Below are 20,711 nucleotides of genomic sequence, written 5' to 3'. Positions count from 1 at the left end.
GTCCTGCCTGTAAGATGCCGCGGATGCCGCGAGCCTGTCCATCATCCTGCCTGTCCTACAGAGGAAGGCGCCTTTTGACCAGCGGGCGCAGGCGGGCGCAGCGCCGCCAGCACCGCCTCTGCCGGATCCGCCGCCGGGTCATGCGGCAGGGCGATGCCGTTTTCCGCCGAGGCCACCGCATCGCCCTGCGCCCCCAGCGCAAAGGCCAGCACCGGCAGGCCGGTGGCCAGCGCCTCGTGGGTGGTGAAGGAAAACGTCTCGGGCCAGAGCGAGGGGATCAGCCAGTGGCTGATCCGGTAATGCCGCGCCAGCGTGGGGATGTCCGCCGGGCTGTAATCGCCATGCACCGGCACGCTGCGCGGCAGGCTGTAGCCGGGATCAAGATTGCCGATCAGCACCAGATCGAAGCCGCGCGCCTCGGCGCTCATCCGGCCCAGAGCCTGCAGCAGCCCCGCGCCCTTGTGCGGCGCGATGTTGCCAAGCGCTGCCAGCACCGGGCGGGGCCCCGGGGCGGGGGGATCAAGGCGGGGCGGGCGATGCGGCAGCTGATGCGGATCAAGGCTGATGCGGGGCCGGGCCTCGGGCCATGTCTGCGCCACCAGATCCGCCCCCGAGGCGCTGAACACCCGCAGCCGGTCCGCCCGCGCCACCAGCGCCCCCCAGGCCTGCTGCCAGTCGGCCAGCGGCACGCGGCCCCCGTCGGGGCGCCTGGCCTGATGGGCGGGATCGGGGGTGCCGGGGCGCGGGGCGCCATGAAAGCGGCCATCGGATCCCAGCAGGGTGAAGGCCGGAGACATGGGAAAGAAATCGTGAAACAGGATCTCGACCTCGTCCTGCGGGCTGCGGGCCAGCGCCAGCAGATGCCCGGGCAGGCTGACCGGATCGGGATCGCCCACGCCGCAGGAATAGAGGATGCGGCGCCGGGCCAGCGGGGCGAGCAGCCGCTCGATCAGGGCAAAATCCCCGGTCCAGCCCGACACCCGGCCCTGCGGCGTCACCAGATCGAGCTGCCAGCGCACCGCCCCGCCAACCCGCAGCACCACCGCCGCCCCGGCCTCGGCCAGTGCGGCGGGCAGCGCGTGCTGCAGCCAGCTTTCCGCCCCGCCACCCATGGCATGGGCCAGATAGACCGGCACCGGCCCGCGCCCCAGACTGCCCGCCCAGGCCAGCGCCAGCGCCATGCGGGCGCTGCGCAGCGGATCGCTGGTCAGAAACGCCTGCACCTCGTCGTCATAGGCGGGATAGCGGCGGGTGATCCGGGCGTTGTTGGCGAGGATCAGCGCCTGTTTTTCGGCGCTGCCAAAGCTGGCCCCGCCGCGATGCTCCACCACCAGCGTGGCGATGCCCAGATGCCGCCCGCCCTGCGCGCGCACCTTCTGGCACCAATCGACCTCTTCGCCGTAACCCCGGCCAAACGCCGTGTCGAACCGGGGCACCAGATCCAGAAACCGGCGCTGCAGCGCCATGCAGAAGCCGACGCCGGTCGGGGCCTCGGCCCGCGCATGGGTGGGATCGAGGCTGCGCGCCACCGCATCCATGGCCAGCGCCTGACCGGGGGCCAGACCGGCGGGGGCGCAGAGGACGGGCGCGGTGAAAATCTCGGCATCGTTGGACATGGGCGTGACGCTGGCCACGCCGGGATCGGCAAGCGGCGCCAGCAGCCGCGGCGCCCAGCCGGGCGGCAGCAGCGCGTCGCTGTTCAGCAGCACCACCGGCCCGGTCCGGTCGGCGGGAAGGCGCAGCACCTCGGCAAAGGCGGCGTTGACGCTGGCGATGAAGCCCCGGTTCTGCGGCGCCTCGATCAGCGTGACCTGACCTTCGGGGCGCGCGGCGGCAAAGGCGCGCAGGGCGGGGCGGATTCTTGCATCGGGGGATCCGTCCTCGACCACCACCATGCGCCACGGCTCCGGCGTGTGGCGCACCACCCGGTCCAGACAGTCCTGCAGCAGATCGAAGGCGTTATAGACCGGCAGCACCAGCGTCAGCGGGCCGGGGCTCTCCGCCGGGGCGGCCTCCTCGGTCTTGGCAAAGACCGCCGCCTCCAGCGGTCCCGCCGTCGGACGCAGCCCCAGCCCCAGCGCCTCCTTGACGCGGGCGCGGGCGGCGCGGTCCTGCCGCAGGATCCAGCGCCCCAGATCGGGGGTGAGGCGCAGCAGCGTGCCCCCCAGCCGCAGCGCCAGCGCGGCCTGCCGCCGCCGCACCGGCCCCAGCGGCAGCGGCAGCGGCGGGGCATCGTCCAGCAAAAGATCGGGCGTGGTGCCGGACAGCGCCAGCCCCGGCGGCCAGGGCAGGGCCAGCGCGAAGGCGCCGCCGCCTGCCGGCAGCCGGGCCTGCGCCCGCATCTCGCCAAGGCGCAGCGTCAGATCACCCGCGCCCTCCAGCCGCCCCTCCACCACCAGCCGGTTGGCGGCCCATGTGATGGCGGACAGATGGCCCGCCACCTTTCCGGCGGGGCCGGGGATCGGCCCCGGGCGCCCGCGCAGCACCAGCGTGGCGGCAATGTGGCGGCGCCAGATGCCAAGCGCGCGGGATCTCACCGCAGGGCCCCGGGCCGGGGCCGGATCGGACGGGGCGCCATGCGCGCGGGCCGTCTCAGACCGGGGCCTGAAGGCTCAGATCCAGCAGCGCCCGCAGCAGCGGCGGCTTGAGCCGGTCGCCAAAATTCAGCCCCTTGCGGAACTCCGCCGGAAAGACCGGGCCCTCGGCGGGCAGGTCGTCATGCAGCAGGAAGGGCCGCAGCGTCTCGTTCTGCGCGGCAAACCCGGTCTGAAACGTCTTCATCTCGCCCGCCCCGTTGAAGAACGAGCGCGCGCGGAAACCTTCGACCACCTCGGGGGGCAGCCGTTCGGCCAGCGCCTCGAGCTTGTCGCGCAGCGTGTCCTTGTCGTCGCGGCCCCGGTGCAGCATGCGTTTGAGCACCACCAGATCGACGGGCAGGCCTTCATTGGCGCGCGGCACCGGGCCCAGACCCTCGACCGGCAGGCCCAGCAGGCGGCAGAATTCGGCGGTGGGATCGCCGGTGGCGGTCAGCCGGTCGAAAAGCATGGCCTGCAGCCCCGGAAAGGCCGCGTTCCACGCCCGGGCCTGTTCGGCAAAGACGAAGTGATACCAGAAATCGTTCAGGAATTCCCGGAAGTTGCCGCGATAGCGGGTGACCTTCACATGTTCCTGATAAAGCGACTGCGCGTAATCGGCCTGACGGCGGAACACCACCACCACCTGCGCCTCGCCGAAGAGGTCGCGGATGCGGGCGATATAGCTCTCGCGCAGCGGCCAGTACTCCTCGGGGGTGTAAAGCGGCTCTTCCTCGGGATCGTTCAGCACATGGCGGTAGAAGGGTTCGGCGCTGAGGATGGTGGTTTCGTGATCAGGCACCCGTTCCAGCACCTTGCGGAAGAAACTCTCGGCCAGTTCGGCGCTGTAATTCTTGTGCCGTCCGGACAGCGCGTTGACCATGCCCAGATGCGCATAATGTGGCTTCCGTCCAATCAGCGAATAATCTGGGTAGAACACCCCCCGATCGGCCAGACTGGCTTGGTGGTGCTTGAAGAACCTCTGGATGGAGGTGGTCGCCGTCTTGTGCGTACCGATGTGGAGGATGAGACGAGGCATTGAACCACTTTACTGCTTTTACATCTCAGTTTATCTACTAGAGTTCCATTTTGCGGACAATCGGCTAAGGTCCCGGAGGGCAGGAAAAGTTGTGTGTCCTTCGAGGGTAAGAGAATTTTATTGCGCAAGGTTCAAGATGGCTTCCTCCCAGGATCTTCAAGTTGTGCTGCACGCGGGCACTTACAAGACAGCAACAAGTACTATTCAGACCCTGATGTTTCGTAACCGTGACAGCATCGCAAGGCGTTACGGCCTGCTTTACCCCAAGACTGGCACTCGGCGAAACACCGGATCAGCCAATTCACATTCCGTAGCCCATCATCTGTTCTACCATGCTGTGCGCGACGATAAGACCCGTACGAGCAAGCAGCAGGTCGGCATCTTGCGCGACCGTTTGGCTGAGGAGATCGCTGCGCAAGATGCAAAGCGCATCGTGCTCTGCAGCGAGCTTTTCGCTAGTAGCTCACGCGCGGCCAAGAAGGCCTTTTTGGAAATGCTGGGTGGCGCCAAATTGTCAGTTGTCTACAGTGTGCGTCGGCCGGACGATTACGTAGAATCGATGGCCAACCAAGCCTATAAGAACTTTCGTACGCCCAAGATTGATGTTGACGGCTCGTTCGGCATGTTGCGGAATGTCGCCGAATGGGACGAGTTGTTGGGGCACAGATCTGTGCAGGTTCTTACCTTTTCAAAATCGGACTATCCAGGGTACTTGCGGCGTGTTTTTGAGGTGTTGGGGGTAGATCCAGAAGATCCGCTGATCGACCACGATCTGCATGACAACCCCGCCATGACGCTAACAGGTTTTCTCATGCGACGCACCCTGTTGCGTCGACTTGGTGCTCTGGGAGTCGAGGTCGATCGGAGTCTCCGCCATCGCCTTAACGTCGAGCTCGACAAGCTCGAAACCACCTTGCCCAAAAGCCCAAAAGCCTTGTTTTTAAGCCCTGTGGACCGAGAAAATGTTATGGCAGCCAATCGAGAACAGATGGAAACGCTGACCGATTGGATGACTGCAGAGGAGGCCGCGCTTTTGCTGAATGATCTTGCCTTGCCGGTGTCAAAGACTCCACGCAACACCGATGTCGATCCTACTATGAATGCGGAAACTCTCGCAGGAATCTGCGAAGGTTTCACATCGGAATTCTTTCGAAAAACTTTGTCTTGGTAGATGCAGGAATTTTAGTGGAGCGAGGGGCTTAGGTGTTTGTTCCCACGGATCGTTGGTGGGATCTGTTCGAAAGAATGGAAGGACGCACTATGGGACAAGCTCGTCAGGGCAGCGCCACAACAATGCACACCGCCAGAGCTGCGATACAGCGATCACAAGCTTGGCTCGTGCAGCCGAGCCGAGAACTTGGCATCAACTCACAGACGGTGGCGAAATGGCGGAAGCAGGCGACGGCCGTTGAATGAAAGTCGTTGAATGAAAACTGGGTCGAGGGAGCAATAGCCGTGGCACACGCTGCTGCCACTGGACGACTGCCTCTCCGCCCTTCAGCCTTCGATCCCGCACCTGCTCAGCGCTTCATCGGTGCCTGTGATCTGGCCCCTTGAGTTTCTCGATCATAACAAGAGTCTGCCAGTTTGTGATATGATCCGGGCAAACATACCCTTGTCGTTCCAGCGCTTCCAGCGGCTGTAGAGCGTCCTGTGCGGACGGTAACGTTTGGGCGCGTCGCATTAGTGTAAAAATTTAATATAATTAGTATTATCCTTGGTAGAATACGCCGGTTATCGACGCAGGGCTTTGGATAAAAGAACTCAAGACGCACCATCTGCGTGTCTTTCAGCCAGACCAAATTACAGATTTCACCGCTCGATGGTCGAGCGGTGAACCAGATCTTTATGACATGATCAATGTGTCCTGACCCTAGGTCTCTTTATCTGCTGTCTCTTCCGTAGCGGGCTCAGCGCCTTCTTCGTTCTGCTCATCGGCGAAGGCTTTTGCAACGGCGACTGGGTTCTTGATCTGGCCTGCAGCGATCTGGTTCAGGATCGCAATGGCCAGCTTGCCCTTCTTCTTGTTCAGGGCGCGAGGTTCAGTCCCACTGGAAATCTTGGACATCCGGCGCTTGACCGACTTGGCGGTCAAGTTCAGAGATTTTTGAGTGCGGGCGCTCAGGGGCGCAGCGGTGTCGTGGGGGGTGTCGGACATGGTGATACCTTTCATCGTATCTGATCGACATCTCCGGCGGGAGGTCCGTCCGGGGTTGCATAGGGGTGTGGACCCGATGAGGCACACCAGCAACGGGGCAACAATATTTTGGATCAAGAAATTTTTCAAGCGGCCTGTTGGCTTGATCTTATTTATAGTGGTGCTCTACGCAGGATGACCCTGTGCTTGAATATCGTGTGGCTTCAAGGAGTGCCATTTTGACCAAGGGCAATATTCTTCCTATCTCTATTTGTGTGTTTGGGGATTCCCACTCACATCATATCCTACCCAAGGCAGGATCTATGTCCGATAGAATTGGCATAAACAGAAAATATTTTTCAATCGTGGGGCAAGCCATTCCTGCGGCTTCGATTGCTGGGTTCAGACCTAAAGCTTCAACGCTTAAAACCAAAGAGATTATTCGAGCAGCTCTACCCAACGTCAAGCATCTGGTGCTGGGGTTTGGTCAGGTCGACTTGGAGTTGGGGTATTATTATCGCAAGGTAGTGAAAAATGATACAGATCTAACTCCTGGGGAATATGTAGACTGGCTCTCGGGCATTTATCTTGAATTTATTAAATCATTGAATTTCCCTGGAGATCATCTTGCGATCAAAGGTTGCCACCTGACCGTTCTGTCACACCGTAACTTCACGAGAAAGTACGTCCAGAGGATCATAAAAACAGGAGATTCTTCTGAAGAAGATGTTGAGTTATTTTCCAGTCGACTTGATTCCCATATACTTGGGGAAAGGCAGATGAATAAGATGTTGATGGATTTTAACGAGAGAATGCGATTAGAATCTCAGGCTGGACTATTTCGCTATTTTGATATAAATAATGCGGTGGGGTATCAAAAAACTCCGTCTTCTCCCCGCTCTCTTAAGCCACAGTTTGCGCCTGCAATTTTTGATCATCATCTGGCGGATAGCCTTGGTTTGCGCCGAATATATGCGCGATCTTTGCTGAGGGTATTCGACCTTCCTTATGAACATTATATGCGTAACTAATTTATCATATGATGGCGTAACGTATGCAAATATCGCAACCCAACCTCAGAATCAATGGCTGAGGTTGGGTTAATGAAGGAAGGGTTTCTTACCATCTTATGAGGTATCTTTTTTATAACTTTTTATTTGAATAGTTGACGACAAGGGTGTCGCCGCCCTGTGTGTAATGCAGCTTGTGGTGACCAAGATCGCGGATGGAATCCGCAGCGCAGCATGTCGTGTCGTTAAACGATACCACTATAGCACAAGGTCACTCCCGGCGGGCCAGCCCCGCCAGATCGAAATCGAAACGGCTCTTGAAGTAGTTCTGCAGCTCGCCCACGGCGACGTCATTGCCGCCGCCCTTGTTGAAGTTGAGATAGAGCGAGCTCTCGTAATCGGTCTCGTCGAAAGTGCCGGCCTTGTAATCGACATTGATCACGTTGACCGCGATCCGGTTCAGCGACAGATGCCAGCGGAACCACAGATCATCCACCGTGGGGGCGATGCGCAGGGCATCGGCCACGTTCAGCACGTTCACCGGGAAAAACGCGGTGTTGTAAAGGATGCCGTCCTTGCCGGTGGGCAGGATCAGCATGCTGGGATTCTGTTCGATCCGGGTGCGCATCCAGCTGCGATAGGGGGCGATCTTGTCCTCGCGCACGTTGATGCGGTGGCCGCGATAGCCGATCACGCAGCGATAGGTGTGATAGGCCGCGACCAGCCCTTCCAGCCAGTCGGGCGGATAGATCGTGTCATCATCCACCGTCACCACCAGCTTGGAGCTGCCCCAATTGGCGCGCAGATAGGGCAGCAGCTTGCGATAGGGCCCCCAGTTCGGACAGAACTGGATTTTCAGCCGCCCCGCCGCCTCGCGCTGTAGCTGCTGGATGTCCTCCGGCAGCTCGGTCACGCCCTTGTCGAGCAGGTAAGGCTCGCGCGAGAGATAGAGATGGATGCACAGGTTGGCGTAATTCTGGTCCAGCAGCGAGCGCAGCGTCTGGCCCAGCGTGGCCATGCGCGAGCTCATCGAGGTCATCGAAATGTCGATGGTGCCGTAATCTGTCATGTCTTCAAACCCCTTGGGTCGGGCGCAGGGCAAGCGGCACCGCGATGGCATGTTCGGGGGCAAGCGCCTGCCCGTCGCGGCGCAGGTTGCGCAGGCTGCGCCGCCCGCTGATATTGGTACGGAACAGCTGCAGATATTCCATCTTCTCGCTCTTGGTCTTCTGCGACAGGGTGGCGGAATCCGCAAAACACAGCATCATCGGCAGAGCCAGTTCGGTCAGGGCGTGGTTGCCGTAATATGCGCGCAGCCGTTCGCGCATCTCCACATCCCCGCGCGAGCGCACCTGCGCAAAAAGCCCCACCGCGTCGAACGCCTCGCGCCGGAACATCGAGGTCATCGGCCCGTCGCCCAGAATGGTGAATTCCGCCTCCATCTGGATGCGGCCATGGCGGTCGATGCGGATATGCGGGGTGGTGACCATCTGCGTGACGGGGCTTTGCGCAAAGGCCGCGATCTGGGTGGCGAAGCGGTCGGGATGCGACCAGTCATCGGCATCCTGAATCGCCACGAACGCGCCGGAGGCGGCGGCGATGGCGCGGTTGCGCCCCATATAGGGCCCGGAATTGACCGGCATCCGCAGATAGCTGACGCGGGGGTCGCCCTCCACGGCGGCGCGGATCTCGGCGCTGTTCTCCGGCTCGGAGGCGTCGTCGACCACAAACACCTCGATATTGCCATGCGACTGCTCCAGCACCGAGGCCAGCGACAGCTTCAGCAGCGGGATGTCGGCATTATAGGCCGAGATGATGACGCTGACCTTGGGCCCGTCCCGGTGCTGCGCGCTGCCCGCGCAGGCGGTGGCGGCATGGGCAAAGACCTCTGCCGCACTGCGGCCCTCGATGCGCAGCGGCGCCGTGCCGCTGCCCTCGAAGCGCCGGGCCAGCATGGCGTTCAGCGGCCCGTTATCGCCCAGCACGTTCTTGCAGATCACGTCCAGATCGGTGTCATCCTCCAGCAGCCGCGCCTCGCGCAGCTCCTCGAGCACGGCGCGGTCGGAAAACAGCGCCCCCATCAGCTTGTTGCCATAGACGCCCGACAGCTGCGGCAGGGCGGCGCCGGTGATCGGCAGCGCCATGTCATGCAGTTCGTTGGAATGGCTGCGCAGCGAATCCATCCACGGGATGAACTCCACGTTGCGGGTGCGGTCGGGGTCGCGGATCATCGCCAGCAGCCGGTCGCGGTCGCCCTCCACCAGCGCGTTCTTGAAGCTGTCCTTGAAATCCAGCGTCCCGGCGATGGCCTGCAGCACCGGCTCGCCCACCAGCGCGCGGACCGTGGGCAGCACGTCGGAATAGAGCAGCTTCTGGAAGAACCGCAGGAATCCCACATCCTGCAGCAGGTCGGATCCGGTCCGGGCCAGATGCGCCAGATGCTGGGTCATCAGCTCGACCGAGCCGTAGCGGCGGATGCATTCGCCGAACCGGTACTGCGCGCGCTTGGTCTGTTCGGTGTCGGCGGCGGCAAAGGCAAGGGCGGCATGCACCACGGGCAGCGGCAGGCAGCTGGCCAGCAGTTCGAACAGCGGCACGATGTGATGGTGGCTGGCCCGGGCGATGTCGCCCGCGCAGACCGCCAGCCGTGCCGCGATCTCGTCGCAGGAGGCGACCTGCCGGGCCAGACCCAGAAAGGCGCGCAGGCTGCCCTCTTCCATGCGCAGCAGCAGCTGCGGCTGGCCGGAGGCGCTGCGGGCAAAGGCGTCGATGGCGGTGGTCAGATGCGGGGTGTCGCCCGCCCGTTCCAGAGCGGCCATCACCAGCCCGGCCTGCCGGGGCGAAGGCGCGGCGGCGAACTTGGCCAGCTGCGTTTCCAGATTGCGGCTGCGCTGCACGATGGCGCCGATCAGCGGCGCCACCGGCCAGTCGGCGATGGTGGAGCGGCGGGCGAAGAACCGCTCGTCGATCTGCCCGGTCAGGAAGGCCGCCTCGTGATCGGTCTCGGTCAGGGGCATGGTATTGACGCTGCGTTCCAGCCCCACCAGCAGGTCGGGGGCCAGCGCCGTGCCCGCGCCGCCCCGCACGATCAGCCCCTCGGGCCAGAGCAGCAGACCGGCGATGGCGTGCGGCGCGCCGGGCTGGTCGAGCTTCAGCGCCAGAGCCAGCGGCAGGGTCACCAGATCGGCCAGCGCCATCAGCGTCAGCCCCTCGCCCGGCTTGGGATCGATGGAAAAGGTCGAGCTTTCGCCATTGTAGCTCAGCGCCACCGGGGTCACCGGATAGCGCCCGCCCCGGCCCCAGTAATTCTGCACCGAGGCGATCAGGTAATCCTCCTGCAGCGGGGTGCGGCGCCCGATGCAGACCACCGGCTTCTGCAGCAGGGCGGGGCCTGCCTCGGCGAAGCGTTCCAGCAGCGCCGCGCGTCCCTCGACGATCAGGCAGTGATCGGTGTTCAGATAGGGCTCCACCTCTGCGGTGGGATCGAGCCGCAGCAGGATGGCAAAGGCGTCTTCGGGCCGGACCCCGGCGCTGGCCACGGCCTGCTGTGGCAGCACCTGCTGGGAAATCCGTGCCAGTTCCAGACTGTCGGGCTGCGCGGGCGCCTTCTGCGGGCCGCGCCGGACCTGCCCTGCCACATCGGTCATCGCCACATCGGTATAACCTTCGATTCGGGAGGCCCAGGAGGAGGTGTCGGTGCTGCGCGACAGCGTCAATTCAAGCGCCACAGGGCTGCCCGCAGGCGCCGCACAGCGCAGATAGCCCAGCAGCAGCGGCGAGACCGGCAGATCGGCGGGCAGGGTCAGCACCGTCTCTGCGGGGGCGGGCGTCTCGGGCTCGGCCGTCTCGCGGGTTTCGGGGCGGGCGGTCACCAGCCCGCGTTCGGCCATGTCCTCCCAGAACTCCTGCGCGGCGGCGGCGGGCGTGCCCGACAGCACCACCCGCAGGGGCTGCGGCGGATAGAGCATGATCTCGCCCATGGCGTTCTGCCGGTCGCGCCCGATCAGCGCCAGACTGCGCTGATCCAGCGGATCCAGCGCGCCCACGCCCTTTTCGGCCAGTTCCGCCTGCAGAAAGGCGATGCCTGCGGCCAGAGGCAGCCCGGCGGGCAGGGGGGCCGCGCCGCGAAAGCTGGTGGGGGCATCCAGCGCGCCCATCAGGCAGGGCAGCAGCGGCGCCGTCTCGCCCGAGGCCGCCAGCAGCAGCTCCGCCTCCAGAATGCGCTGCGGATCGGCGGGAAGGCCGCTCAGACGGGTATGGGTGTCGAGCAGGGTCATCAGCAGGGCCAGATCCTGCGCCTGATCCTCGGAGAGCATCTCCGTCTCGGACTGCATCTCGCGCAGCTTGTAGAGGAAGGGGCGGTCTGGATCGGCCAGCGGATCGATGAAATCCAGCACCAGCGTGCGGTTTTCCGGAGGGATGCCGTTCTGGAACTGCTGGGGCAGCCGCCCGAGCCGCGTCCAGAACCGTTTGGACCGCAGGAGCCGGCTGAGAAAGGCATCGATCACCATGCCGGTGGCCAGAAGCCCTTCGACCTTTGTCTCCTCCACGTCGCTCTGCCCGTGCAGGATCAGCATGTAGTCCCGGATCACCGGGGCAGTCAGGTTTGACTGCAGACTGTGCCGGACCGGTTCGGGATAGGTGGCAATCCGGTCAAGAAAGGTGGTGGGCAAGGCCTGGCTCATAAATCTGGTTCCTCAATACTACGCCTTCAAGCAGCACAGTTTCCTCGTGGTTTCAAGCGCGGCGGAGCCTCGGATCAGCCTGCCCGCCTCTGGTGTCTGTGGTTTTGGTGGCACGATGCGCGGGGCTTCGCCAGAGGGCTCCGGTCCGACGGGCGGAGCCCCGCCGGAACCGGGCACAAGACCCGATGCCGACCTCCCGACCGGCCTGCAAAAAAGCTTGTCCGGAATGTGACATTTCGAAAATATAGATTTGAACGGACTCGTTCCCGTCGATTTTGAGTATATCACCACGAAGAATTAACCCATCCTGGCAACACTCCCGGTGCCGATGGAGCGCCGCACTCGTGCCGTTATGCCTTGGCGGGCATGCTTAAAAAGTAAGATCGAGAGAGATATGGCAACTTTTTCCCTGACCACCGTGGCCGATCTGGTCGAAGGCACCGCTGATGACGACCTGATCGTCGTGCCGCCCTCCAATACCAACCTTGCGGCGGATGACACGATCATCGGCGGGGCCGGGTTCGATACGCTGCGCTTCGACCGCAGCCTTGCGCTGTCGGTGAGCTCTCTCAATCTTGCCGGTCTCTCGGGGATCGAGGAATTCGACCTGCGCGCCGCCCCCAGCGTGGTGATGTCGCTCGACGATGCCGTCCTGGCCCAGGCGCAGGACGCGACGGTGCGGCTGAGCTTCGGATCCGGATCGGTGATGCTGGATCTGCGCAGCGTCACCAGCCCGGATGCGGGCACCATGCTGCTGAACGGCACCGGGCAGGTCGATCTGTTCAATGCAGGCCTGCAGCGGGTCGTGGTGGCCAATGGCGTCAATGGCAGCGTTTCGGGCGGTACCGGGCGCGACCTGCTGGAGGGCGGCAATGGCCGCGACCAGCTGCGCGGCAATGATGGCGATGACGTGCTGTCGGGCGGGCGCGGCAATGACACGCTGTCGGGCGGGGCCGGGCAGGACCGGCTGTCGGGCGGCGCCGACAATGACCAGATGGACGGCGGCGCGGGCCATGACCTGATCAGCGGCGGCGTGGGCAGCACCCGCGCCACCGGCGGGGCCGGGGCCGACACCTATGTGCTGAGCCCGGGCGAGCAGTTGACCGTCACCGATTTCGAGGCGACCAACCCCTATGAGCGCATCGACCTGCGGGCCTTTGCCGGGCTGAGCTTTGCCGATCTGGGGCTGGCGCAGACCGGCCCCGACCTGCTGGTCTCCCTGTCCGATGGCAGCACCATCACCCTGACCGGCATCAGCCGCGCTGCGGTTTCGGCGGCAAGTTTCGTCTTTGCCGGGGATGACGTGGCCACCATGGCCGAGGCGCTGAGCGCGCCCGCCGATTTCAGCTTCACCGAAGCCGCCGACCGCTTCACCGGCGGCCGGGGCAATGACATCTTCGAACTCAGCGGCACCTTTGCCAAGCTCGACGGGGTCGACATCTTCGACGGCGGCGCGGGGATCGACACGCTGCGCATCTGGGGCGAGGACCGCAACATCGCCTCCAGCCGTCTGGCCGGCATGACCTCGGTGGAGGTGATCGACCTGACCGGCGCCACCGGCGTTTCGGGCCTGTCGCTGGGGCCGCGCGCGCTCGAAGGCTCCGAAACCGGCTTCCTGCTGGTCCGCCACGGCGCCAGCCCGCTGCTGCTCGACACCGAACGCTTTGCCAGCGCCGATCAGGTCGTGGTCGAAGGCACCGGCACCGTCACCCTGCGCGACGTGCCCGGCCAGAAGGTCACCATCTCCGACAGCATCGCGGGCCATGTCCGCGCCGGCAATGATCCCAGCCTCATTCAGGGCGGCGCGCTTGGCGACACGATCGAGGGCAACGAACGCGAGGACACGCTGTCCGGCGGCGGCGGCGATGACGTGATCACCGGCGGGGAAAGCAATGACCTGATCTCCGGCGGCAGCGGCAATGACCGGCTCTCCGGCGATGACGGCAATGACACGATGGTCAGTTCGGGCGGCAATGACATGCTGACCGGCGGTCAGGGCAGCGATGCCTTCGTGATCGGGCGCGCAGCGGGCACCACCACGCTGGCCGATTACGAGCGGGACAATGTGGTGGAACGGGTCGACCTGACCGGCTTTTCCGATCTGACCAGCCGGGCCGACCTGACCTTCACCAATCAGGGCGACAATGTCCGCGTCACGGCGGACGGGCTGTCGCTGGTGTTTCTGAACACCCAGGCCAGTGATCTGGATGATGGCGATTTCCTGTTTGCCGGGGAAAACCCGCTGGTTTTCAACGTGGATCCTAGCATCGCCATGGCCGATCTGCAGCAGCTGCTGGACGGGGCGCCTCCGGGGGCCACGATCAATCTGGCGGCGGGCGTCTATTCCATCACCGAAACGCTGCGCATCTCGCGCTCGGACATCAGCCTTGTCGGCGCCGGAGAGGGGCAGACCATCTTCCGCTCCGACGTGTCGCCGGAATCGCCCGGCCCCACGCTGAAGGTCGAACCGACCGACATGCAGATCCGTCTGGGCGTGATCCCCGAGGATATCGCGCTGGGATCCCGCACCGTCACCCTGCCCGACAGCCATGAATTCGCGGTGGGCGACCTGCTTTACGTGACCCAGCCCAATGACGCGGAATGGCTGGCGGAAACCGGCAATACCGGCTGGGAGCCGCCGGTCAATCCCGAGGATCAGGTGCGCGACGGCGAGGATTATTACCTGCGCGAATTCCGCAGCCGCATCGTCTCCATCGAAAACAACGTGGCCACGCTGGCCGAACCCAGCCCCTATGCCTTCGAAGCGGGGGTGGCGCTGCTGGCGGAATCCACCTTCCTCAGCAACGTCAATCTCAGCCATTTCACCATCGAAGGCATCTGGGGCAACTCGGATCCGTTCAATTTCGAGGTGACGCTGGACGCATGGGAAGGCCGCTCGACGCTGGAAATGGACGGGGTGCGCGACAGCCACCTGCAGAACATCAGCATCATCGAACCGGCCAGCCACGCCTTCCGCTTCCAGCGCATCTATGACGTGACCGGCGACAGCCTGACCGGCGTCGGCGCCCATAACAAGGCGGGCGGCAACGGCTATCACTTCATGCTCTACGAGGCGTTTTCGAACGATTTCACCAATCTTTCCAGCACCGATGCCCGCCATGCCGTGCTGTTCACCAGCTACAGCGCCGAGCATTACAACAACATCCACCTGCTGTTCTCCAACCGCGACATCAACTTCCACGGCAGCCCCGATGCGGACAACACCGTGGTGGTCGACGTGATGCGGCAGGATTATCCCGCAGGCTCCACCCCGCAGTTCGATGCGGTGCAGGGCGGCAGCTTCCCGCTGCACCCCTACTGGACGATCGAGGCCAATGACGTCACCTTCCGCGATGCCATCACCGGCGAGCGCAACGACATCATCCATGCCCATGAGGATGGCGGCTACCTCTCCACCGGGCTGGGCAATGACCGGCTTTATGGCGGCTCGGGCAATGACACGCTTGATGGCGGCGAAAACGGCGACATCCTGACGGGCGGCGGCGGGCGCGACCAGTTCCTGCGCCAGTTCAACGATTTCACCGACACGATCACCGATTTCGAAACCGGGGCGGGCGGCGATGTCATGGTGCTGATCGGCACGGGCTATCGCGCCTTCTCCGAGCTGGTCTTCGAGCAGGAGGGCAGTGACACCCTGCTGTGGTATGGCACCACCGGCCTGACCCGGTTCATGAACACCCGTGTGGAGGATTTTGTCGCGGCGAATTTCCGGCTGGAAAACGACGTGCTGGCCGGCCAGACCTTTTCGCTGCGCGCCAACGAGATGTTCGGGCTGGGCACCAACCGGCACGATCTCTTCAACATCACCGCCTTCCATCTCGCCGATCCGGCGCTGAAGATCATCGCCGGGGCCGGGCTCGACACCGTGGCCATCGCGACGCAGTCGCTGACCGGGGATCTCTTTGCGGCGGGCAGCTTCTCGGGGGTCGAGGTCTTTGACGTCTCGGGGGTGCGGTTCGGCAATTTCAGCATCAGCGCCCAGCTTGCGGCGCAGAGCGACACGCAGCGCCTGACGCTTGCGGTGGGGGATACCGGCAACAAGCTGCTGCTCAACGTGCTGCCGCTGGGCCGGGGCCGGACCGTGTCCATCGACGGCGCGCGCGAGGTCGAGCTGACGGGGGGCATTTCCCACACGGTCAAATCCACCGACCGGGTCGGCACGAACATCACCGGCGACGTGCTGAACGACATCCTCTGGGGCGGACGCGCCTCGGATTACCTCAATGGCGGCTCGGGGAATGACACCATCCTCGCCACCGGCGGCGATGACACCATCGATGGCGGCGCCGGGGCCGACATCATGAATGGCGGGCCCGGGTCGGACACCTATATCATCGACAATCTCGGCGACCGGGTCGCGGAAAGCCGCCGCTGGGACGGGGTCGATCACGTGATTTCCTCGGTCGATTTCCTGATGGGGCGCGACCATATCGAAAACCTGACCCTGACCGGCACCGGCAACACCCGCGGCATCGGCAACGGGCTGGAAAACGTCATCATCGGCAATGACGGCGACAACATCATCGATGGCGGGCCGCGGGCCGACCGTCTGGTCGGCGGTCTGGGCGATGACACCTATTTTGTCCGCGCCGTCGGCGACACGATCATCGAGCTTGCCGGCGAGGGCACGGACACCGTCAAGGCGCTGTTCAGCTTCGCCCTGCCCGATCAGGTGGAAAACCTGCACCTGCTGACCTCGGTCGGGATCAACGGCTTCGGCAATGACATGAACAACGTGATCATTGGCAACAATTTCAACAACCTGATCGACGGGATGGGCGGCAATGACACGCTGTCGGGGCAGGGGGGCGCGGACACGTTCCGCTTCCTCACGGCGCCGGGGCCGGGCAATGTCGACCGGATCACCGATTTCACCCCGGGCGAGGACCGCATCATGCTGCTCGGCAGCAATCTGGGCGGCCTGCCGCGCGGCGCGCTTTCGGCGGATGCCTTCGTGCTGGGAGCCGCCGCACAGGATGCGGAGGACGTGATCCTGTATGATCGCGGCACCGGGCGGCTCTGGGTCGATGTGGACGGGACTGGCGATGCGGCGCCGGTGCTGTTTGCCGTTCTGGAAGGCCGTCCCGATCTGGGGGCGGATGATTTCATCCTCGTCTGATCCGCGTCAGGGGGCGCGTTCTTGAACTGCAGGGGCAGATGGGCTAGCACAAACTGAACGATGTTGTTCGTCTTGTCAGAGTGAGCTGGTGCCATGAACCCTTACAGTTCCCTTGAAGAACGCGCCTTCTGGTCCCCCGCCATCGCCAAGCGCAACATGTTCGACATCAACGATCTGTGGCGGCCTGCCTTCAAGATCGACGGCAAGTCGATGATCGTCACCTTCGGATCCTGCTTCGCGCAGCATTTCAGCCGGGCCCTCGTGGCCCGCAACTTTTCGTGGTTCGATGCCGAACCGGCGCCGATGGGCCTGTCGGAGGACGATGCCAAGCGGTTCAACTACGGCATCTTTTCCGCCCGCACCGGCAATATCTACACCACCTCGCTGCTGCTGCAGTGGACCGAATGGGCGGTGGGCGAAAAGCCCGTGCCCGACGAAGTCTGGGAGAAAGACGGGCGGTTTTACGATCCGTTCCGTCCGCGCATCGAACCCAACGGCTTTGCCAGCCGCGAGGAGGTGATCGAGTCCCGCCTGCTCTGCGTCGAGGCCTTCCGCCGCGCTATCACCACGGCGGACACCTTCGTGTTCACGCTGGGCCTGACCGAAAGCTGGTGGAACGAGGAGACGGGGTATGAATACCCGATCTGCCCCGCCGCCATCGACGACAGCTTCGGCCGTCCCTCCGACGTCTTTATCAATCAGGGCTATGCCCAGATCAGCGCCAGCCTGCGCCGCGCCATCGGGCTGATGCGCCATCTGCGCCGCGGCCTGCGGTTTCTGCTGACCGTGTCGCCGGTGCCGCTGACCGCGACCAATTCCGGCAACCATGTGCTGGTGGCGACGATGGAGTCGAAATCGCGCCTGCGCGCTGTGGCGGGCGAGGTGGCGGGCAGCGTGCCGCGCTGCGACTACTTCCCCTCGTATGAGATCATCAACTCCCCGCCCTTTCAGGGAGTGTTCTTCGAGGCCAACCGCCGCAACGTGAACCACAATGGCGTCGATTTTGTGATGCGGACCTTTTTCGAGGGGCTGAGCCGCGCCCGTCAGGCCGATCCGGCCCAGCCCGCCACGCCGCGCCCCGCCCGCGCCGCACAGCCCGCCAAATCCTCTGCCGATCTCGTCTGCGAGGAAGAGATGCTGGCCGCCTTCGGACCCGTCGGCGGCAAGTCATAATCATCACCCGAGGACATCGATGCGCCTAGCCATCCTTGGCAATAGCCATACGGCCTGCCTGCTGCACGCGCTCAACGCGCGCCCTGACCTTGGCCGGGGGCTGGACATCACCTTCTACGCCGCGATCGGCCGCAACATGAACGATTTTGCGGTGGCGGAGGGCTGTCTGGTGCCGCAGACCGAACTGCTGCGCACCAGCCTGCAGACCACCTCCGGCGGGGCGGACCGCATCGACCCTGCGCGGCATGACGCGGTGCTGACCATCGGGCTCAATTACAACCTGCCCCCGGTCAGCACCCGCCTGTCGCACGCGGTGCAGCAGGCGGTGCTGCGCAATCTGGTCCGCAGCAGCGTGGCGTGGAAACTGGCGGGCCTGCTGCGTCAGGTGTCGGACATCCCGGTCCATGTCGCCCACACGCCGCTGCGCGCCAGCGACATCACCACGCATAACGAGCATGTCGTCACGCAGGTGCTGTCCTATGACCGTGTGCTGGAAGAGACGCAGGCGCATTGGTCCGAACTGGACGTGCGGGGGCTGCGCCAGCCCGATCACACCCGCTATCGCGATGTCCTGACCCGGCGGAACTACAGCCGTGGCTCGCGCGGTCTGCGCGGCGCCGGGCTGCTGCATGACAGCGGCGACCGCAGCCATATGAACGAAGAGTTCGGCGCGGACCTGCTCCTGAGCGCCCGCGCCGCCATGGGACTCGGCTAGGGGTCGGCTGCCCTGCATGACGCGACCATCCCCCGGGGCCCCATGCCCCGGGTTTTCATGCCGGCAAACACCCTCCAGATATGCTGCCCGGTACTAAACTTTCCTTCAAATGCGTTCAGAGGCCAGATTTTGTTGCGCGCGGGCTCTATTTTCTGCTGGATACGCTTCGGGGTCATAACAGTTTTCGCAACTGATCTGAGGCATACGTTGACATGAATCTTTGATCAGTTCTGATGCTTGAGGCGCTTTGATGGAGATCAGGAATGCTCAGCAAGAATATGAAAAACGCTCTTTCTTTGTTTGAGGGGTTGAAAGCACCGGAGTCGGATCTTGAGAAATTATTGGTACCTCTTTTTAAGGAACAGGCCTCTTGGCACGATCTGAAAGGCTTCCTGGAACATCCGACAGAGGATCCAGGACGTTTTCTGCAGGAAATTTTTGGGCTTACCTGCCTGCCTGAAATTGCACCAGGAAGCCCAGAGGGGCGTGGTAGTGTAACGGTGGATTTACCACCGCATCCAGTTCAGGCACTGGAATTTCCTCTCGATTGGCAGCACAAGTATCTTCCCGAGCGGCACTGGTATCGCCGCTTCCATGACCTGTCTTGGATCGCAAGAACTTTGCAGCTTCAGGGGTACAGAACAACGGATGCGGCGGTTTATGATTATTGCCGCTATTTTCTTGACCCCGCTGGCATACAGATCATAGGGTGGGACGAGCATGTGCTTGCCGTGCGCGTGCGGGTACTGGCACAGTACCTGATTCAGCGCTGCAGAATGGTCGAGCCTCTGCCCGAAGGGCTGGCATTTGAGGCTATTCGAGCTCTGCTGATCCATTTGTTCGTTCTGGCGGACAAGCGGTTCTACGCGCCCCGGCACAATCATGGCCTAATGCAGGACATTGCGCTCGCCAAGGCGTCATCGCTTGTTCCAGGCCTGTCCCAGGCCGCGATGCTTAATCAGATCGCTCAGGACCGGTTTTTGAGTAAACAGGTCCAACAATCCGTTGATCGGGAACATGTCCATAAGGAAAATAGTCCCGGATATCACTTTTTTTTTATGAAACTGCTCAATAGGTCCAGCCTAGATCCTGATCTTGGGAAGGGGTTGCGGGAAAACCTATGTCAGGAAAAACTCAATCTGATGAAATCTCTTCTGTTTTTCATCCAGCCGGATCTCAAGCTAGCAGCTTTTGGAGATACTAAAAGATTTGATGTCATCGCGGAAATGAAAGATGGAGCTTTTCGCAAGTGGCGAAAAAAGGATCCTGAATTTAAGGCTATCTGCCAGATTTTGGCGAACACTGCGCGACATCCGGATGAGACCTGCGAGACGGACCGCGTTTTTAGGTCGGCAGGCTATGCCTGTTTCCGCACGGACTGGCGGTTTGGCGAAGCGGCAAGCCAGCCCGACGGCCCTACCTGTATTTTTGTAAAGAGCGGATTTCATACCCGGATCCACAAGCATCAGGACGATGGCAGTTTCCAGCTTTTTGGTCTGGGACAGGAATTGTTGGTCGATGCGGGAAGCTATGCAAATGACCGTAATATTGCAGCTTCGGCAGAAGGGGTTGCGGCTAGCTCTCACAATCTTCTGCGCTTTGAGAACGAAGGCCGCCTGCGCGAGACGCTGCGCGCCCGCATTCTGCCCGGCTGGCAGATTTCCGACGAGGCGAGCTATGTGGTCTGCGATCATGAGGCGGATGAAGGAACAAGGCGGCCAAATGTCCGCAGGTTGCTGCTTTTCCTCAAGCCTTTTGACCTGCTGGTGGTCGATCTGTTCGAGGCAGTCGAGACGGGACAGACATGCGTGTCGCAGCTTGTGGTCCATCCGGCTCTATCTCAGGTCGAAGATGAGGCACCTGGGCTAGGCATCTCTCTGCGTAGGCAGGACCGACGCGGAATTTTCATCCGTCCCAATCAGGTCCAGAACACCCACTCCCTTCAGCCATCTTCAGAGATAATGCGCTGGCGTAGCCTCGGCTATTCTCCGGCAAAATGGGAAGTGGTTGAAACCAAGGCGCTGGATTTTGCCCATACCGCCCGGCAGGGGATGAATGCGCTGGCCTATCAGGTCCGGATCCTGCCCGATCCGGATCAGGATGTCAGCCAGATCCCGGCCTTCGGGCTGTCCTATGACGAGGGGCATCTGACCGTGCAGGGCCCGTCCTATGCCGCGCGGATCCCGATTTTTGCCAGACCGGAAAAGCCCGCCAAAGGCTGATCCGGCCTTCCACAGGG

At 62.9% G+C, this 20,711-nt stretch carries 11 protein-coding genes and 2 pseudogenes; 7 read left to right on the top strand and 6 right to left on the bottom strand.

The window, feature by feature from the left end:
- Positions 1 to 41: 41 nt before the first annotated feature.
- Both VK682_RS21150 and VK682_RS21145 read right to left on the bottom strand, forming a co-directional pair.
- The gene (locus tag VK682_RS21150) at positions 42 to 2,537 is read right to left on the bottom strand and encodes a glycosyltransferase (RefSeq protein WP_324782511.1); all 2,496 of its coding nucleotides are present in this window, start codon (positions 2,535 to 2,537) and stop codon (positions 42 to 44) included.
- A gap of 55 nt (positions 2,538 to 2,592) precedes the next feature.
- Positions 2,593 to 3,612 (bottom strand): hypothetical protein, encoded by a 1,020-nt coding sequence (locus VK682_RS21145; protein ID WP_324782510.1) that lies wholly within the window; start codon positions 3,610 to 3,612, stop codon positions 2,593 to 2,595.
- A 136-nt stretch (positions 3,613 to 3,748) separates the two neighbouring features.
- Between VK682_RS21145 and VK682_RS21140 the strand changes: the two genes are divergently transcribed.
- Positions 3,749 to 4,783 (top strand): hypothetical protein, encoded by a 1,035-nt coding sequence (locus VK682_RS21140; protein ID WP_131821833.1) that lies wholly within the window; start codon positions 3,749 to 3,751, stop codon positions 4,781 to 4,783.
- Between the two features lie 89 nt (positions 4,784 to 4,872).
- Positions 4,873 to 5,153 (top strand): annotated as a pseudogene (locus VK682_RS27395) (IS481 family transposase); the annotation flags it as partial.
- A gap of 52 nt (positions 5,154 to 5,205) precedes the next feature.
- On the opposite strand, the pseudogene VK682_RS21135 reads toward VK682_RS27395, so the two are convergent.
- Together VK682_RS21135 and VK682_RS21130 are read right to left on the bottom strand one after the other, a co-directional pair.
- A pseudogene (locus VK682_RS21135) lies at positions 5,206 to 5,390 on the bottom strand (IS5/IS1182 family transposase); the annotation flags it as partial.
- Positions 5,391 to 5,485: 95 nt separating this feature from the next.
- On the bottom strand, positions 5,486 to 5,770 hold the full coding sequence (locus tag VK682_RS21130) for a hypothetical protein (protein WP_131821874.1): 285 nt from the start codon (positions 5,768 to 5,770) through the stop codon (positions 5,486 to 5,488).
- 218 nt (positions 5,771 to 5,988) lie between these two features.
- On the opposite strand from VK682_RS21130, the gene VK682_RS21125 reads away from it, so the two are divergent.
- Entirely contained in the window at positions 5,989 to 6,780 is a 792-nt protein-coding gene (locus tag VK682_RS21125; RefSeq protein ID WP_131821875.1) for a hypothetical protein, read from the top strand.
- Between the two features lie 250 nt (positions 6,781 to 7,030).
- On the opposite strand, the gene VK682_RS21120 is transcribed toward VK682_RS21125, so the two are convergent.
- On the bottom strand, positions 7,031 to 7,828 hold the full coding sequence (locus VK682_RS21120; protein WP_165616921.1) for a glycosyltransferase family A protein: 798 nt from the start codon (positions 7,826 to 7,828) through the stop codon (positions 7,031 to 7,033).
- A gap of 4 nt (positions 7,829 to 7,832) precedes the next feature.
- On the bottom strand, positions 7,833 to 11,444 hold the full coding sequence (locus VK682_RS21115; protein ID WP_089851779.1) for a glycosyltransferase family 2 protein: 3,612 nt from the start codon (positions 11,442 to 11,444) through the stop codon (positions 7,833 to 7,835).
- Between the two features lie 394 nt (positions 11,445 to 11,838).
- Here VK682_RS21115 and VK682_RS21110 point away from each other — a divergent pair, with 394 nt between their 5' ends.
- From VK682_RS21110 to VK682_RS21095, 4 genes are all read left to right on the top strand, one after another.
- On the top strand, positions 11,839 to 16,584 hold the full coding sequence (locus VK682_RS21110) for a calcium-binding protein (protein ID WP_324782509.1): 4,746 nt from the start codon (positions 11,839 to 11,841) through the stop codon (positions 16,582 to 16,584).
- A gap of 93 nt (positions 16,585 to 16,677) precedes the next feature.
- The gene (locus VK682_RS21105) at positions 16,678 to 17,757 is read left to right on the top strand and encodes a GSCFA domain-containing protein (RefSeq protein ID WP_089851783.1); all 1,080 of its coding nucleotides are present in this window, start codon (positions 16,678 to 16,680) and stop codon (positions 17,755 to 17,757) included.
- Positions 17,758 to 17,776: 19 nt separating this feature from the next.
- Positions 17,777 to 18,472 carry a hypothetical protein gene (locus tag VK682_RS21100; protein ID WP_324782508.1) on the top strand — a complete coding sequence of 232 codons (696 nt, stop codon included), beginning with the start codon at positions 17,777 to 17,779 and terminating at the stop codon, positions 18,470 to 18,472.
- A 263-nt stretch (positions 18,473 to 18,735) separates the two neighbouring features.
- Positions 18,736 to 20,694: a heparinase II/III domain-containing protein gene (locus VK682_RS21095; RefSeq protein WP_089851787.1), complete on the top strand. Its 1,959-nt coding sequence runs from the start codon at positions 18,736 to 18,738 to the stop codon at positions 20,692 to 20,694.
- The last annotated feature ends 17 nt before the right edge of the window (positions 20,695 to 20,711 follow it).

Source organism: Salipiger marinus, from assembly GCF_035481585.1.
In the GTDB taxonomy this organism is placed as follows: domain Bacteria; phylum Pseudomonadota; class Alphaproteobacteria; order Rhodobacterales; family Rhodobacteraceae; genus Salipiger; species Salipiger marinus.
This window is presented reverse-complemented; position numbering and strand designations above follow the sequence as displayed.

What these genes read in the sequence shown, in the direction of transcription:
- VK682_RS21145 (WP_324782510.1), bottom strand. Translation starts at nt 3,612, where the DNA reads ATGCCTCGTCTCATCCTCCACATCGGTACGCACAAGACGGCGACCACC.
- VK682_RS21140 (WP_131821833.1), top strand. Translation starts at nt 3,749, where the DNA reads ATGGCTTCCTCCCAGGATCTTCAAGTTGTGCTGCACGCGGGCACTTAC.
- VK682_RS21130 (WP_131821874.1), bottom strand. Translation starts at nt 5,770, where the DNA reads ATGTCCGACACCCCCCACGACACCGCTGCGCCCCTGAGCGCCCGCACT.
- VK682_RS21120 (WP_165616921.1), bottom strand. Translation starts at nt 7,828, where the DNA reads ATGACAGATTACGGCACCATCGACATTTCGATGACCTCGATGAGCTCG.
- VK682_RS21115 (WP_089851779.1), bottom strand. Translation starts at nt 11,444, where the DNA reads ATGAGCCAGGCCTTGCCCACCACCTTTCTTGACCGGATTGCCACCTAT.
- VK682_RS21110 (WP_324782509.1), top strand. Translation starts at nt 11,839, where the DNA reads ATGGCAACTTTTTCCCTGACCACCGTGGCCGATCTGGTCGAAGGCACC.
- VK682_RS21105 (WP_089851783.1), top strand. Translation starts at nt 16,678, where the DNA reads ATGAACCCTTACAGTTCCCTTGAAGAACGCGCCTTCTGGTCCCCCGCC.
- VK682_RS21100 (WP_324782508.1), top strand. Translation starts at nt 17,777, where the DNA reads ATGCGCCTAGCCATCCTTGGCAATAGCCATACGGCCTGCCTGCTGCAC.
- VK682_RS21095 (WP_089851787.1), top strand. Translation starts at nt 18,736, where the DNA reads ATGCTCAGCAAGAATATGAAAAACGCTCTTTCTTTGTTTGAGGGGTTG.